The sequence below is a fragment of the Photobacterium sanguinicancri genome, assembly GCF_002265265.1.
GTDB lineage: Bacteria > Pseudomonadota > Gammaproteobacteria > Enterobacterales > Vibrionaceae > Photobacterium > Photobacterium sanguinicancri.
The window spans coordinates 1-16,701 of sequence record NZ_NOIF01000106.1 but is presented as its reverse complement, the minus strand read 5'-3'; the positions used below and the strand labels follow the sequence as shown (position 1 = coordinate 16,701).

The following is a 16,701-nucleotide window of genomic DNA, read 5'->3' as shown; positions in this document are numbered from 1 at the left end:
ACTTGTAAAGGTAAAAAATATGAAGGATACATTTCACTTTTTTTTAATGGGGGCACAAAAATGGCTAGTCGAATGGCGGCTCAAAAACGAAAGGGTAATATAATCATTTTGGATGGTATCCCCAAAGCTATATGGTTAGATAAATCATTAACAAAGGAGTTACACCTTTCTCATCGTAGTAAAAGAATAAATATAATGTTTAGATCTGCCTTCTATAGAATGATTGATACATTACCAACAGAGATAGCTAACGAAATTAAACAAAGTCAAACATTCGACGGCAATATAACTATTTCAATCCATGGTTGCAGGCATTTATTCGCAGACTATTTATTGCGCCGTTTTGAAGGGGATGTTTTCAGGGCAATAAGACGGCATTTTGCACACAGTTCCAAAAATGTGATGAATTTTACGCTGGCTTATATAAGGAACAAAATCGCACCTATCGAGCGGCGGCGGTGTGAAATAGCGTATACCAAAGAGTTAATTAAAAGGATGGTCGGTGATGTCAACCACACCATGTTTACTGGTAATTCCGTTGAGTATGTCCGTAAATACTTGAATAAATTTAGCTGGAAAACACCAGAAGAATTAGATTTCCTGCTAGATGAGTGGCTCAATGATGAAGACGAAGGTTTGGAGCGCATTGTCCCCCACTCTTACGGATTCTGCTTGTTATTTAAAAACCGTATTAAACAGGCTAAATGCCTCGATAAACAAGGTGTCGCTAAAGTTGATCGTGGTGACTCCCAAACATGCGTCGGCAGTGGTTGCGCTAACCTTGGTGTCGATGCTGATAGCCACTTAGCAACATTAGAGCAGATAAAAGTCACACATGAGAACATACTGGCTTCTATTAACAACAAAGGTGGCTTAATGTCTCTGCTTAAAAGTAATAACAATATACGATTTAAACGCTCTTCAAGGACTATACAGGTAATCAATACCCTTGAAGCGCAATTAGGGATTAGTCAGGGTTAAGGGTGTATTATGCTTGTCGGATTAACTAAAAAAAAGAAAGAACACCCTTCTGAGTATTATAAACTCACAGATCTCCAAAAGGCGTTCTACGAGGTTTGCGAAGCGCAATATGATGTTTTGCTGGAGCATATCAAGGCCACAAAGAAGCCCCTGCCCGTAAGAAAGCGACAAATCAATAAGTCAGAAGTCTGCCGTTTAGTTAAACAGAAACTGGAATGGGAGAGCGATTTAAATCACTCCCATATGTCCAATCAAAACTGCCCATTTTTATTTGAATCAATTCAGAAATGGAATGATAAATTACAGAGGGCGCATAATTTATCGAAAGCAAAAGCGAACTCTGATGCAAGAGCTGTAACTAAAGAAGACCTTGAGCACCAACTACAGACTTATAAGAGTAACCAAGTGGACTTAGGTAGAGAGTTTTTAGACTATATCAAAGACTCATGCCTACTCGATGGTGAAATTGAACTGCGCAGCAAGGTTGATAAATTAACCCGGCAGGTCAACAGGCTAACTAAAGAACGGGTTCACCTCAAAGATCAGAATGACTCTATTATTGGTCAGCTCGCAGACAGGGCTAAAGACCAAGCGAAATTGAAGCAATTAAAGCTGAAGGTTATTAAACTTCAGAACCTATTAAGCGAGAACGGCATTGATTTCTCTCACCTTGAGTAACAAAAGGTATACTTTTGTTACCCTCAAGGATATGCCTTATTAGGCCGCAATATATTGTGTAACAAAAGGTCTAAAATAATTTTTGACACACATGTAAATTAAGGTCTACTGTTTTTGTTACGTGTATATTCCATACGGATAACAAATGGCTTCACAGAAAATTGGCTACATCAGAGTTAGCAGTTCAGATCAGAATCCCGAGCGGCAACTAGCTGATATCGATTTGGACAAGGTATTTACTGAACGTCGCAGTGGTAAATCCAGAGGCGATCGCCCTGTCCTTCAAGAGTGCCTTGAATATATCCGTGAAGCCGACGAACTCCACATACATTCTATCGACCGCCTAGCCCGGAATATCATTGACCTCCAAGGGTTAGTCGATGAGGTTACCGAAAAAGGTGCATCAATCCATTTCCACACTGAAAACCTGAAGTTCGATGGTTCAGACGACCCATTCAGTGAATTATCTCTGCACCTACTGGGTGCTTTCGCATCTTTTGAGCGTAAGCTGATCAATATCAGGCAACGTGAAGGTATGGATGCCGCAAAACGAGCTGGCAAGCATGTTGGCAGACCACCGACCATGACACCTAAAATGCGCCAGATAGTCTGCGAGAGGGCTTCTCAGGGCGATTTACAGATGGCTATTGCTAAAGACCTCAACATTTCCAGACAAAGCGTGTATCGAGTTCTCAAAGAATCGAAAGATGCGCTTAAGGCTGGTAAATCATGATAGTTAAAGAGAACGGTAAATCGTTAAGTGGAAAGGAAAAGGGTCAGGAATATTTCGTCCTATTTGAGACATGGTGGGACAATATTAAGTCCGATCCTGACGCCATAAAAGATGTAACTCACAATTACGGTAAGGATAACGTTACCCTAAACAAGTCTGCCCTAGGTCGTATATTCAAGTGTGATAGAAAGAAGTTCGATACTAATAGTCAAATAGTTCAGAAGATATCTGAAATTGAAGCTGAACTAAGAAGCCTGATTGCTGAAACACTGTCTGATGACAATGTACAAGATGAACCTGAACAAATAAATATAAAGTCAGACGTAAAAAAGCCTGTCCAATCAGATAATACCGAGGATGACCCTCAAGATCCTGATGATGAAGAAAATACCAATGCCATTATTGAGTATTACAAAAATGAGGTAGCTAGGCTGAATAAAGAATTACGGAGAGTAGAACAGAGAGAAATCAACCTACAAGCACGATTAGATAAGGTGAATGGTAGATTTAAACGGACTCGCCTAGTGCATAGTGCTTTGACTGAAATGGGGGTGATTATCGATGGAGAAGCTTAAAAGCCCTATCTATATACGTATATCTAGATCTTATTACAACCCAAAAACCACGCAATACGGAATTAATGGCACCCTAATCCGAGATAGCCATAAAAGGTTGAAAGTAGGCACCAAAACCCTAGTCAAAATTGAAGTCGTCGAAAATAAATTGAATATTGAGCCAAGGCGAGGTCAGTCATGGAAGTTGTTCGGGAATTATTCTAAAAATGAAATCCCTCGTAATGAAACAACTCAAAGTGTCATCAGCCTTGTAGATGACGACTCGTTGTCCATAAAAATGGTTGAATCATCCTCAAAAGAGGACTTTGCCAAATTCGTTGAAATGGATAAGGAAAACTTCAAGGGTGTTGGCGCTAAAACAGCCAAGATGTTATTCCAGAACCTTGGTAAAGAGGTTTTCACTCTATTGCGTGACGGCAGCGATGAAGCCATTGCTAAGATTTCAGAATTCACTACTCCAGTCAAAGCTCAGGCATTATTCGACGGGTATAAAAGTTACGGCACTTTAAAATACGCTGAATATTTTTCCCGTATAGGAATCCCCCCTCATCTCCAATACAGGCTATACAAGTATTTTGATGAAAAGATCATCCAAATTATAGAAAAGAACCCATATGTGTTGTGCTCCTTTGGCTTTACTTTCAGGGAGGTGGACAAGATAGCTCTGGGTGGGTTGAATATGTCTGTTACCAACGAATGTCGGCTTGTGGCGGCTGTTGGTGAGATCATGTACAAGCACTGTGAAAGCGGCGGTCACACCATGATAAATATGCCTGAGCACTATGATTCATTAGTAGAACTGCTCGATGGTGATGATGAAATGGCAGGTGAAGCCTTATGTGTAGCCCATCAATCAGAACGTTTATATTACAATGCCCCAACTGATACATTGCATCAAGCTGGCTATTTTTTGATGGAATCTGTTGTAGCTAAATGGTTTATTAATCGTGTTGAATTGGCGAGGGATGAAGTTAAATGGGAATATGACAACGTCCATTCGAAAATAATTCAAAGCCTCCCCTTTAAGGCTAACTATGAACAACAGGAAGCCATTTTAGAAAGCCTCCATTGCCCCATGGTAATAGTAACTGGAGGTGCAGGAACAGGCAAAACAACGGTAACTAAGGCTATTTTAGATGCTCATGTAGAGTTAGGTTATCAAACTCGCTGTGTAGCGTTAGCTGGCCGTGCCGCTAAAAAATTACAAGAATCATCTGGCTATCCCGCAACCACAATTCAACGGCTGCTATTAGAAGACGAAGATATTTATAACATAGAAAAACTGCTGGTAGTCATAGACGAATCCTCCATGGTTGATATTGCTACGATGTACAAGATCCTCTTAAAAATACCTGAAAATGCAAAGCTACTGATACTAGGTGATGAAGAACAATTAGCGCCAGTTGGGGCTGGACTTGTGTTGCATGAAATTATCGATAAGGAAATCACAGAAACCAAGAATATAATCAAGCACGTACAGTTAGTGGAAACAATGCGCCAAAAGGCAACAACGGGGATACCTGATTATGCTAGTTCAGTGCGAAATGACCAAATGCCTAAACAACTAACAACCGGAAATATCCTGTTCGTTGAAACCACTCGTGATTACATGATCACTGAGGCAATTAACGCTTACCGTGAATGTGATTTGGGGGCACAAATCATCGTCCCAACCCTCAAGTTAGCCCGAGCGATCAACGTTCAATGCCAACAGGAGTTTAATGGCGGCTCTCCCCAACTGTTATTACAAAACTCAGTTGGTAAATATGACCCAACAGAATTTAAGTTGTCTGACAGGGTGTTATTTACAGAGAACTATGTAAGGAAGGGTAATGATGATTTCTCGGTTGCGAATGGTACTCTTGGAACGATAAAAAGCATTGCCCCGAAAAACCCAAAACACAAAGACTGTATTGCTATTGTCGAAACTGATGAGGGTCATTTAATTGAAGTTAACCGCGAACTGTTATTTAAAATGGATCTCAGCTACGCAATCACCTTGCACAAAGCGCAAGGGACTGATTTCGAGCACACAATAGCCTTAATTACACGTAGTAGAGTTGTCGATAAATCATGGGTTTACACTGCGATTACTCGTGCCAAAACGGCACTTACACTGGTTGGCAGCAGTAAGGCCATGGCAGAAGCCATCGATAAAGGGTCACACTTTACGAAGCGACAGGTGTTCCTTAAAGAGTTGATACTAAAAGAGTATGCGAATGCCGCGTAGCGGCATAGGAGGGCGGAGAGGACGTTGAGGGGCATTTGAACGTGAATCCGCCCGGATACCCAGCGTAGCTGCTACAAGGCTGATCTGGCAGTGTTAGTGCGCAGCGCGCCCCTTGCCAAGCTGCTCTTAGGGACAGATAGAAGAAAGCCTCGTTATCCAGTAAGCGCTCCAACACTTACCATCACCTAACGAGGCTGCTCAGAACCCACACTTATGTTTACCGTAAATGTCATGTCAATTCTCATATGTCACTTAACCCATTGGTGCTGTTTCCAGTCACCATAGCTTTGCGTATTCAAGCAATAATGCGGATATCTTTGCTTATGCCTTGAAAAGTGATATCACTTTCTGCCGATACTGGCCAGTCAGTTGATAATCCGGCGAAATATATAATTGATTTGAGTCGATATTATTTTGCAATTCGGTATTTGCTCGTCCATCAAAGCTTAACAAAAGTTCGACACCGCGATTTGGCTGAGGCTGTTCTTTTCGGCCAGTATGGCTATATCTAGCTACTTCACTTTCTAACTCATAGATAACAGTCGTATCAGGTAAGTCACGCTGAATTCTATTTGCATATTTCACTAAGTTGCCTTCGGCAAAAGTGAAAAACCATGCATCTTGATTTACTGAGGCGTTGATTCTTAAAATCCGGCCAAGTACTTGTCGATAGTACATTTCAGTCCTTATATGACTCAAATAACAGCACACCTGAAGCCTAGGAATGTCTGTACCTTCTGAAACCATTCCCACACTTACAATCCACTCTGTGTTTTGTTTTCTATAACGATCAATGATCTCAGATGGCATCGAGTCTTGATAAGAAACCATTACTGAACTTTGCTCAAATTCATTTTGAAGCATTTGCACCAACTCAAGGGCATGTTCAATAGAAGAAGCGACCACTAAACCTCCTGCATCAGGATTTTGGCGTCGTAGCTCAGACAACTTTGATACACCTTGAGAAAGGATATACTTCATTGCTTCTTTTTCTAAAATGATCGATTTGTAGGCTAAATCAGAATTAGAGAAAGCATCAGTCAGGCTACTAAAGGTTTGGGCCTCTTCTTTCCTTGAAGTAACAGTGATCTTGTCATTATCGATTAGCACAATTCTTGGCTGACGGCATACACCATCGGCAACAGCCTCTTTCAAGCCATAAGTGAAATCACATTCAATTTGGTTACTATCAAGGTACCTACCTAATGTTATAGGTAATCGATCCGAACGCCATGGCGTTCCAGAGAGCCCCAATGTATACGTTGCATAATCACAGATATTAATCAGGATTTGTGCTCCCCAAGCATTGGCATTTGCAAGATGATCACCGGCACAATGATGGAGCTCATCAAAAATCACTAATACACGATATTCTTGTAATATTTGCCAAAACTCTGGAGTGAGAGTCAATAAGCTTTGGTACGTGTAAACGCCACCCAGAGCTCCTATTGAACCATTAAAACTACGGTTTAAATGACGTTCAAAAGTACGGCGAATCCCCTGCTCTACTTCTTTGGTAGGGCAGAAACATATGATGAAGTCGATTTTATCTTGCGCAACCAACTGCAAAGCCACTTCAGCTGCCATTGTAGTCTTACCCGCGGCAGGAGTAGCTAAACACATGAAGTGCTTTGAATTATTATATTTCTGCAGAACTTGTTTGACGCAAGTAGATTGCCACTGCCTTAGTTTCATCCATGCCCCCTTTGGTAGTCAGTAAGGATTGTTTTGATAGCGGTAACTTGACCTAGTAATCTTGAACATCTCTCTCGCGTTTGCATGAAGTAGATTTCTAATTGAGGTTTCAAACAAGGTAGCTTTTCATGCAAGCGTTGGTACTCCTCTGATTCAGCAATACTTGATGATAAATCTACCTGGTACTGTTGCAGCTTAGCTTGCAGAAACGAAACGACCGAACCAGCATCAGACTCTTTAGGGGCTTCATGGAGTGTGTTTTGCTCACCAGTTGAACTTAAAGACATGATTGTAGATTCTCTGAATAATTCAGTTTTAATATATGTCGTATTACGTGTTGTACTGCCTTCTTGTTTTTGTAACAGGCCTTTTTGCTGCAAGCTCGTAATCTGCCGATAGACAAATTTACGTGCTTCTTTTTGACAAGCCTGATCTCGATTATGGCTAAGATAAGCATCTCTTAGCTCAAGGACAGTGAACTTATCCATTCCTAGTTCACTCAATAACGCATAGATTTTTTCATTTATCTTAAAGACTTGCTTTTCCACAGTTACATTTACTCGCGTATTCGACTCTAAAAACTGAATTAGTAGGTATGCTACGTAGTTCACAAACTCAAAACTTAGGATTGCTAAGTATACCTGAATGATAAAAACTTAGAAAATCTAAGTTACGTAGGATTTTTATGATGACGTTTTCATGTATACGGAAAGCCCTTTGCCAACACGACTCAAAGAAGCTCGTAAGACAGCAGGCATCAGCCAAAAAGAGTTGGGAATTCGCTTGGGCATGGATCCAAGCTCTGCGAGTGGACGTATGAACCACTACGAAAAAGGCAGACACATGCCAGATATCGCAACCCTTCGTCGTATAGCCGACGAGTTGGGAGTCCCTCTTTCGTATTTTTTCTGTGATTCGGACAGTTCAGCAAAGCTAGCTTGTTTGATAGAAAAACTTTCTGAGAAAGATAAGAAAGAGCTAATTAGAAAGCTTGAGGATGATGAACAATAAACTCTGTATATTGTCGTGGGTATGTTGGCCTCCTGCAGGGCTAAGAAGGCCAGCTTTAGCGGGTTTATTGTTCCTAGGTGCCCGTTGTCGTTTGCGTCGCTAGTGAGGCTGGGTCTTGCTCTTGAGGCTCAAGCCTTTCACAGGCTTGAGGGCGAGTACCGGCTGTATCAAATGTAGTTACAGTTACTAGGAAACAAGCATCTGTTACTGCAGGTGATGTTTGTTCAATGTTCTTATCGCCATCACTAAACCAATTTGCTACGTGAATCCCTCCCCCAATCAATGCTGCACAAATGGTGAGGCTAAAAGTTAATGGCAGCTTATCTCTTAACAAGCTAAATTTTTTTTGCTCATCTATCCATTCAATTTGGTGTTGACAAAAGAACTTGTAGTGAGCATACCAGTCACTAAAGAGAATCTGTTTGCTGATATTACTGCTGTAATACTCAGATTCAATATCAGATAGCTCTTGATCAAAGGAAGAGGTATCAGTGCAAGGGGCTGACTTTACACGACAATACAGATCTCTTAACTTGTTAAAGTATTGGGTCAGCTTTATACCAGAACTCTCATATTCGCCTTTCTGTGAGTCATACATTGATATGTACAAGCTGACAATACCAAGGATGATGAACGTGGCAGATAAAAACTTAGTAGAAAGTCCATCCAAAACTAGAGCATAGATACCGAAAGCCATGGAGAAAAAGCTAATCAGCCCTGGTGTCTTACTTACAATGTCATAAGTGGCGAAATGCTTCTTTGCCCCAAAACCGACGTTATAGCCTGTTGTAGCAATATTCTTTAATAGCTCATCTTTATTCATAAAGGTCTCATTGAATTGGGACGTGAATACGGTCTTTTGCTACAACGATACCATTTTTAATGGCATAGCATTCAACGACATGCTCTCCTTTAAAACTGGTTGATTCATTACGCCTATTGTAGCCACCGTCATCCAATATCTGTCCACGTATACAGTCTTTTCTTTGAGCTTCTGCTCCTCGATTTAAAACTTTCCACTTTATCTGATAAGGATCAGGAACCTGAATTTCGGAAATGGTGAATAGTAACTTTTTATTCGCAAGGAGTGGTATTTTCTGGGCAAGCATACGTGTAAGAATATTTACTCTGTATCCATTCTGAGATACTTCGCATTCAAGAGCTAATGGGTATCGAATATCAACCGGATATCGGTCTTCGATAAACTGCTCGGTGTTAAGCCATGTGGAGTAGCTTTCGAAAGCTTCAGTAGCAGCTTTCGTGGCATTAGCTGCTGCTGGAAATGGGCGACCGTAAACTTTTTTCCACTTGTCGTGAGATGATTCACCAGCGTCAATTGCTTTAAGGCATAACTTGTATGCTTTCTCGGCCTTACGTTGGAATTGTTTTTTTACTTTGACATGCTGACCACTGCCTAATGCGGCGAAGCGATCTTGTTTTGGCAGGTCGGAGAGGTACTTAAAGAAGTCCCGGCTCATCCAATCATAGTAAAGGAAGCTCTTGTCATCATAGTAGTCTGTTGACTTCAAAAAGTTATGAGCAAGCGTATCGATAAGCAGCCCCCCCATGCCAACACCATGCTTATTTTTCCAGGCTCGGGCCATTCGGCATAAGTTACGCAAGTTGTTGTTTTTGTCTCTACTAAACTCCGTCATGGCAGCGATTTCTTCACGGGGCTTGGTGATTTTCCAACTTCCGCCGTTATAGGAATCTGGGTATTTAAAACTGCCGTCATCCTGTTCAAATACCGGCTGAACCTCAACATGAAAGTTCGTATATATAACAGTAACAACAAGTCTATCTACACAAACATCAGTTTTCGGGTATCTCGCTTTGATAGCCTCACGAACATCGCTGAGGAGTTGGTACTGCTTTCCGTTTTTGTAATCATCCCATTTTCCTTTGGGCATGATATACAACATATCTAGGTCAGAAATGCCTTTGATGGCCGTCCAACGACCATAAGATCCAACTTGGAGGCTATTGGCTTGTTTTGATTCAGTGTCGCGAAACTTCTTGTTTAGACTGCCGGTAATTTCATCGTAACGATTACTGATTTGCTCTGCGTTATCTACCTTTAAATTCTGCAGGAAATCACTAAACATATCTGTAATAGCCATATCTGCTCCTTACTTCTTGTCTTTCGGTGGATGAGGATCGTTTCCGTAACTATTGCCAGCTCGAATCTTTCCATCTCGACCGTGGATCTTTGTATCAGTCCGTTGGTTACGAGCAATTCTTTCGGCTACATCAATGGCCTCTTGTTGTGTTTTGGATACTTTTGTTGCCTTACTGTTGCCTGCACCTTTAACTGCCCATCCATCCGGATGCTTTACAACATGCTGGTTTTTTCTTGTTGCCATATGGTTACCCCACCCTTCCGATTTAACACGGTTGCAACCTCTTTTTGAGTTACTAATATGCCGCACATGAAAATCAACATATACCCATCAATTTGGATTATAAGCACAATATATGGTGTCACTGTTGTTAAATCAAGGCGACAGTGTAAGCTTTTCCTGTAATGGTTGGAGTAGTTGAATATCGTTTAGCAAGAATGGTTCAGTGACCTATTGCACTTGAAGGCAAGGAAGCTTTCAGAGCGGCTTTACATGCACTACTGTATGTACTTGAGTTCATACATAACACTAGACTAAGAATCCAAATCTCCGACATAACAGTGGACTAAGAGCCGTTTTTTGACATAACACTAGATTAAGAGACGATTTTTGACATAACACTGGATTAAGAATGTTGTGATTCAAGAGCCTGGCGGGCCCTGTTCGACTCGTGCTTGGCATCTAGTCTGATTGCGTTGAGTTCAATAAATGATTGGGCCCTGTCCTCTATCTCAGAGTTCAACTCACCCAGAGTGAGCATAGCGACTTCTTCTCCGTCAGCGTCATCAAGTGGCAATGATAGGCTCATCGCTGAAGCGGTCAACTTTGCTAATTCAGCTTTTAACTGTGAGAGCTCATCTATAGCAAACCAATTAATCATATCTGCAGCAGCGAGCAGAGCTTGCCAGTTTTCAATCGATGGCTCGTTTTGCACGTTATAGATTGCAGTATGCAGCCGGTGCTGATTGCATCGCGTCATTGATAGCTCTTCCATAAAACCTCCCACAAGAAGCGATTACATGTCGTTGTGCGGCAAAGTGTATTCAAATACGATACGTTTATACGCAAGGGGGCTTTCATCTGTGTGGCTTTACATACACTTCCCCCGCTTTCCCCATGAAAAGTGTGTTGATCCCGCGATCATTCCCCCCTGAAAAGTGTTGTCGCGATAGCTATCTACACAATTTTACATGCACCTCTTTGAGTTGAGCACAACCCATACTTTGCTTTCAATATATTGCAAATATTGTTCAATAAGTCACAAAAGTGCTTTAGGTTTTTTGCACTAAAGCACTTACTTCAGATAAGAAAAATTCAAGGCCAAAGACATCTCTATGGTTCAAGCTTCAATCACATTACTCATTAGCAATCTTTGAATAATCTATTCCTTTAACAGAAATGTATAGTTCAGGACGTTCGTCCATTATCTCGTTTGCAAGTCGTTGAAGCCAATCGACAGTCTCCTCAAGGTTCATCCTTTCTTTTGTCTCTGGATTTTCCCAATTGCGAACCTTTCTCATGGCAATAAGAAGGCAGCCAACATAGCACCGTTCATGATTCAGATAGCGACCAACAAGCTGATCTATCAATGCAACTTTTAAATCGGTGCCACTCCATTTATTACGATTATCATCGAGCTTTAGCTCAAGTGAGGCATACTTATCCATGCCGCTAGGATGTAGCCTAATATCAGTTCTCTTTTCAGAGACTACAACCGCTTCCTGCGTTGCAGTATAGGCTCCTCGACTATTCTGATTCAGCCAAAACGATATAAAGCGGCGAAGCTCAGTCTCTCCATCCACCTTTCTAAGGGTGTCAACAATACTCTGCTCATCATTGAGTAGGTGGTGTTCAAAATCATCTAAGCGATTATTTAATACTGCAAATAATGAAGCGTCATCATAGGGGAAGTAGCTCAATTCTTTATCGAACTTATTGAAAGCAGCTACACTCATGGCTTGAGGTTCTGAAATTCTAGCTGCAAGTTCTACAGCCATTTGTTTCAATCGACTCGACAGATGGCTGAATTCAGTAAGAGAGGACAACTCATACAGGACTGATATTGCGCCAACCACATGAGTTCTTGAGAGACTTTCGAGTAAATAGCTACGTGCTTGTTCAGCATAATCTCGTGCATTGGGCGTATATGTCCCTCCTTCACGAACATTATCTTCACTTGGTTTCACAATTTGGTAAGAGCGAATAACTAAGTCTCGCAAAATCGCCAGCCGACTAATAGGCTCAATGTCTTCGAATGTTGGTTGTTTACTTCGATGGCGGTCACCAAATACCGCCGAAAATAACGCAACAGCACTTTTACTTTTCTCTATACTAGAGGTATCACTTGTGAACTGCATGACCCTTTCGCAAGCCTTGTCCAAGTCAAGTAGGACTAAGAGGGCTACCCATGAGTTCCTCTCATCAGTTGTGATCAGAGCGGTATCGAAATGATTATTTATCAAACTCACAAGAGCCACTTTAGATTCTTCTGTACCATGTGCAGCAACGAGTTCAAAGGCATACTTCAAATCGCTATGGGGGCCTTTCTCCATGACTCTACCAATTGCATCAAGCCTGTTCATGATGGCATTTATAGTACTGTTCTTAATAAGTAGAGAACCATGATAAAGAGCATCATGAAAGATGGGACACTTTCCTGACTCTCTGAAGCTGTCAATTTGAGCTTGTGTTTCATAAATAAAGACTTCTTCAACAGCAGCAGTGTGAACTATTTCTAATTTAGATAGAAAATCAGCAAAACCATTTAGCTCAATTGTAGCGATTTTGACTGCTTTTACCGCCTCGTTGTAAGATAAGCTCTCTGCCCAATTTAGCTTTTCTGAGCAACATTTAACGGCAGCAAGAGCCATCAAACTATCATAAGAAAAAGTGTTCTTAGATTCCTCGCTCCGTTCGGTATATAAGGGAACATCAGCTTTTCGCCAAAAAGCTGACAATGTTGGTCGCAAAGCCTCAAGAAAATCAGTTGAGAATATTTTCTCAACAAGGCTAGAATCCCATGCCCCCCATGTTCTAATTTCCTCTGCTTGCCGTAACATCTTAAACAGGTTGTAGAGAGTATTTTCAAAATCATTATCATTTAAATGAAAGTTCTCACTACTTAAAACTTCTTCTCTCCATGACTGCCAATCATTAATTCTTTTAGCTTCATCCTCTTGATATTTTAGCTTCCGCTTTTGATTCTCAATTTCATACTTACTTGATTGCATTTGAGGCGGATTAAGCACTCTGTCAAGTACGTTGAGGTATTCATCATTATCAGATGCCTGCTCTAACATAGCCTCCGTCAATTTCGGATTTTCGCCACCTTTTATAAACTGGATAAGTTTCTGAAAGGCTGCATCTTTTTTGTTTTTAGAACCATTGTTAACAAAGGCACTCATTAACCAATCTAAATCACTGTTACCAAAAGGATATAGCACGTTGTCGTAATCAATTAAGTAATCACTGTGAATGAAGTTTTTGTCATCGTCCAATTCTTCGACAATACTCAAACAAGCCCAGTAGTAAGACTCTCTTAGTAAAGTCTCTTTAGACAACAAAAGCTGCAAATTCTTGGTTTCAGAGCTTGCGATAATGCTCGTTCGACGCTCTCCAAAATGAAAAGCGATAGCGAGACACCATGCCCATTGTTGATAATCCTCTGGGTTTGAAGGTACTGTTGCAAAACAAGAATAAATTACGGCGTCAACAAAGTGCTCGTATTTTGAGTGTGCTTGATAGACTCGGCAGTCCTCTTCGCGGTTACTCCATATGGAATGAGCAAAACTATCCCTAAGCTTGATTCGTTGCTCAACTGTTAGTGACCCTGATTTCACGGCCTCGAAAAGCTCATACCCTAACCCATGTACGTTGTTGGGAACTTCTTTTAGGGTCTGGGCAAGAGTTAAAAAATCGGCTTCCGTAATTGCTTCTGGAATAAGGTGAGATATGATGTTGCGAACCAGCTGTTCGGGCCACCCACCTTGAATCGCTGCCTCTCCAATTTTTTGCTTTTGTTCTATGCTTCCGAAATCGAGCACACTCCATGCGGCATATGATCTATGTTGATAAGGCAATTCGTCATCAAATACAGCTTCTAATGCCAAATCAGTACAATCGTGCATCGGCGTCAAGTAGATAAGTTCTAAAAGAAGCTCTCGAGTATCGTATCCAGAATAAGCTTGTTGCCATAGTTCGCGTACAGCAGGGGCTAATTCTGGTGTTGATACACGCTTTAGTTCGGGATGACCAACACCTACGCCACACCACATACTACTGTTCGCGAATTTTTCAACATATTTACAAATAAGCTCTTCGCGATACTCAATCGGCAATAATCCAGGGATACCCTGACGGAACATTAACGATGGTGCTCGAAATTTAACTTCAGAATAAATGTCGGGATACCACAGAGCCATCCAAGCCGTAATAGGCTCCATACTAGGTATGACAACTTTTTCATCTTTTATATCTGAAAATAGCAGCCCAAATAATTCTCTTGTCTTGAGTCCTTGCTCTCTCAGCTTCTTTAAACGGCAGGCAGCTAAGTATTCCTGAGTAGCTCTATGATGGAACTGAAACGCATTTACGCCCGTCGGATCGAAAAGAGGCTTTCCAAGTAGCTCTAATCGTTCTTCATAAGTCCAATCGGTGAGTATCTCACCAATATTAATAACATCAATTTTACTAGCGGAGATTTCTGAATGAATGGATCTCCGATGCATCATAAAAAGAGCCAAGGCTAGTCGCTCCGAACCTTCGAGCGCCTTTTTGTCAGTCAACGAGTTTCTTTTTTTGTCGGAGGCTTCTCGAAGTTTCTGCTTAATTCCAAATTGAAGTTGCTCTTCAAGGTTCCCTAACTTCCCTTCAGCAATAAGCTGATTCAGAGCCGAAATAATTTCGTAAGGTAAACGATAAAGGTGCCACAGTTCCTTTTCTTCCAAATAATGTTCGAACGCTTTAGCTTGATCGGGTGCATACGACCTAGCAAACTCTAAAGTTTCATGTCGAGTGAAGGGAAGCAGCGTTAGCACTTGGATAGGTTCATTTGACAACTTATCATCATGTGTCTGCTTGCGCTCATTGGATCTTTTGCGAGAAATAATGGTGATGAGTACCTTCTCACCATCTAGAATTTCTGTCTCATTCTCGTGATGACTCTCTTGAACCACTAATGAAGAAAGCGCTCCATAGTCTAGCTCCTCATTCCAGTCATTTGGTCGACATGATATATAAAACCTAGAACGAGAAAGAGCACTCCCTATGGTTTTTTTAATTTTCCTAAGTGCTTTACGAAGTGTACCTTGGCGTAATTTTAGTTCGTCTACAGCATCCAAAAAGAAGACCGCATTATCCATGGAAGCATCTTGCCAGCGTTCAAAGTCCTGCTCTTCCTCACCGGTTATTGCGTCAAGAAGATCATGATCCTGAAGCAACTCTAAAGGCACAAAAAATGAAAACTGATTATTAGCCTTTAATAACTGGTGTTGTCGCTTAAACTCATGTGTTTTACCGCACTTTCCCTCACCCAATACAACGACGCATTGACTGCTATCGATATCTTCCCACCGTATTCCTGTCTCACGCTCTCCCCAAAAAGATAGAAAGTCGGAATCCGCAAGGTGTTTTTCGGAAGGAGGGGCAAATCGGCGTGCAGTAGCCACATGTGTATCAGTCATACTCTTCGGTGTACCTGAAGTGAAAAGGAATGCCGATTACTATCCTCGTATCACCAAAGATTGTCTAGTTCTATATCTTTGATTGTTATGTGGTTGTGATATAAATAGCCATGAGATCCGAAAAATACTACACCTATCTTACCAAGTGTTCTTTACACTGAGGATAACGCTAACTTGACGTGTAGAATCCAGGCATCTTCCACCAATACTGATTACAGTCAAAGTTGCATTTGGTTCGAAGTATGAACAAAAAAAGTAATCCAACTTTTGAAAGTGGCAGTTATTTAAATTGCTACGCAAAATCATTTTGTGGCAGAAACGAGTCAGCCAAGATCATGCTCACTCGATGATGGACATTTTTGAGTTAAGAGTTGTGTTCGTGACTGCCCACTTCGGATAACTTGAGTTTGGGGAAACGTATAGACGACTTTGTTGTTCGAGAGCATTGGCTGCTGACGCAGCCAAAATAATCCTATTGCCCATTGACCGGAGAAATGCACATATTTGTTAGGTACGTATTTTATTAATTTCTATATTACTGATTTCAATGCCATTATTAACCTTGTATTCTATTCTATCAAACAGTTCACTATCGTCATTAAAATTCAAACTATATACTGGTTTGTTAATTAATGATGCATGCTCTATTTCCATTGAAATCCAAGGGGATGCAAATGAACCATCTCTATTAACAGCATTTTTAGTTTCTAGAAAAACAATACATTTAGATTGTTCAATTCGCTTCTTTAGCACCATCTTGGTGTAGTCACTAACTAAACTTCGCTTCAAGAAGTCATTATCACTTGTCCAGTCACAATACACTGTTAAACCATGATTATTAAGACATAATTTTACTTTCCTTACCAAGTCAGAGTCTTGATAACTGTGCGAGATAAAAACGTGAAATGATTTTTTGCTTTGAACAGTATTATTAGACTCTAACCTTTGATACAAGTCTTCTGGCGAAACATTAAAGCTATCTGTTTCTATATTATAT

Annotated in this window: 13 protein-coding genes and 1 pseudogene; 6 read left to right on the top strand and 8 right to left on the bottom strand. The window is 40.9% G+C overall.

Features of this window, described 5'->3' with window-relative positions; all coding sequences use genetic code 11:
• The 5 genes and pseudogenes from ASV53_RS25500 to ASV53_RS15380 form a co-directional block, all read left to right on the top strand.
• A pseudogene (locus tag ASV53_RS25500) lies at positions 1-981 on the top strand (hypothetical protein); the annotation flags it as partial.
• Positions 982-990: 9 nt separating this feature from the next.
• Positions 991-1,659, top strand: coding sequence for a hypothetical protein (locus ASV53_RS15395; RefSeq protein ID WP_094957717.1), 669 nt, complete (start codon positions 991-993; stop codon positions 1,657-1,659).
• 145 nt (positions 1,660-1,804) lie between these two features.
• Positions 1,805-2,392: a recombinase family protein gene (locus ASV53_RS15390; RefSeq protein WP_094957716.1), complete on the top strand. Its 588-nt coding sequence runs from the start codon at positions 1,805-1,807 to the stop codon at positions 2,390-2,392.
• Positions 2,389-2,967, top strand: a complete 579-nt coding sequence (locus tag ASV53_RS15385) for a hypothetical protein (RefSeq protein WP_094957714.1) — start codon at positions 2,389-2,391, stop codon at positions 2,965-2,967. Before ASV53_RS15390 ends, ASV53_RS15385 begins: the two co-directional genes overlap by 4 nt.
• Entirely contained in the window at positions 2,954-5,197 is a 2,244-nt protein-coding gene (locus ASV53_RS15380) for an AAA family ATPase (RefSeq protein ID WP_094957713.1), read from the top strand. Before ASV53_RS15385 ends, ASV53_RS15380 begins: the two co-directional genes overlap by 14 nt.
• 321 nt (positions 5,198-5,518) lie before the next feature.
• On the opposite strand, the gene ASV53_RS15375 is transcribed toward ASV53_RS15380, so the two are convergent.
• Positions 5,519-6,892: a DEAD/DEAH box helicase gene (locus ASV53_RS15375; protein WP_094957712.1), complete on the bottom strand. Its 1,374-nt coding sequence runs from the start codon at positions 6,890-6,892 to the stop codon at positions 5,519-5,521.
• Positions 6,889-7,440, bottom strand: a complete 552-nt coding sequence (locus ASV53_RS15370; protein ID WP_189337889.1) for a VspR family transcription factor — start codon at positions 7,438-7,440, stop codon at positions 6,889-6,891. The genes ASV53_RS15375 and ASV53_RS15370 overlap by 4 nt, the downstream gene beginning before the upstream one ends.
• 151 nt (positions 7,441-7,591) lie before the next feature.
• Here ASV53_RS15370 and ASV53_RS15365 point away from each other — a divergent pair, with 151 nt between their 5' ends.
• The gene (locus ASV53_RS15365; RefSeq protein ID WP_094957709.1) at positions 7,592-7,903 is read left to right on the top strand and encodes a helix-turn-helix domain-containing protein; all 312 of its coding nucleotides are present in this window, start codon (positions 7,592-7,594) and stop codon (positions 7,901-7,903) included.
• Positions 7,904-7,976: 73 nt separating this feature from the next.
• On the opposite strand, the gene ASV53_RS15360 is transcribed toward ASV53_RS15365, so the two are convergent.
• From ASV53_RS15360 to ASV53_RS15335, 6 genes are all read right to left on the bottom strand, one after another.
• A complete protein-coding gene (locus tag ASV53_RS15360) occupies positions 7,977-8,726 on the bottom strand; it encodes an SLATT domain-containing protein (protein ID WP_141226257.1) in 750 nt (249 codons plus the stop codon).
• A gap of 7 nt (positions 8,727-8,733) precedes the next feature.
• Positions 8,734-10,023 carry a nucleotide-binding domain-containing protein gene (locus ASV53_RS15355; protein WP_094957708.1) on the bottom strand — a complete coding sequence of 430 codons (1,290 nt, stop codon included), beginning with the start codon at positions 10,021-10,023 and terminating at the stop codon, positions 8,734-8,736.
• 9 nt (positions 10,024-10,032) lie between these two features.
• Positions 10,033-10,266, bottom strand: coding sequence for a DUF2188 domain-containing protein (locus ASV53_RS15350; RefSeq protein WP_094957706.1), 234 nt, complete (start codon positions 10,264-10,266; stop codon positions 10,033-10,035).
• A 382-nt stretch (positions 10,267-10,648) separates the two neighbouring features.
• Complete coding sequence (locus tag ASV53_RS15345) at positions 10,649-11,017, bottom strand: hypothetical protein (protein ID WP_094957705.1); 369 nt, start codon at positions 11,015-11,017, stop codon at positions 10,649-10,651.
• Between the two features lie 361 nt (positions 11,018-11,378).
• On the bottom strand, positions 11,379-15,704 hold the full coding sequence (locus tag ASV53_RS15340) for an NACHT domain-containing protein (RefSeq protein ID WP_094957704.1): 4,326 nt from the start codon (positions 15,702-15,704) through the stop codon (positions 11,379-11,381).
• A 507-nt stretch (positions 15,705-16,211) separates the two neighbouring features.
• Positions 16,212-16,701, bottom strand: a 490-nt coding sequence (locus tag ASV53_RS15335) for a toll/interleukin-1 receptor domain-containing protein (protein ID WP_141226256.1), incomplete at its 5' end; no start/stop codon positions are given.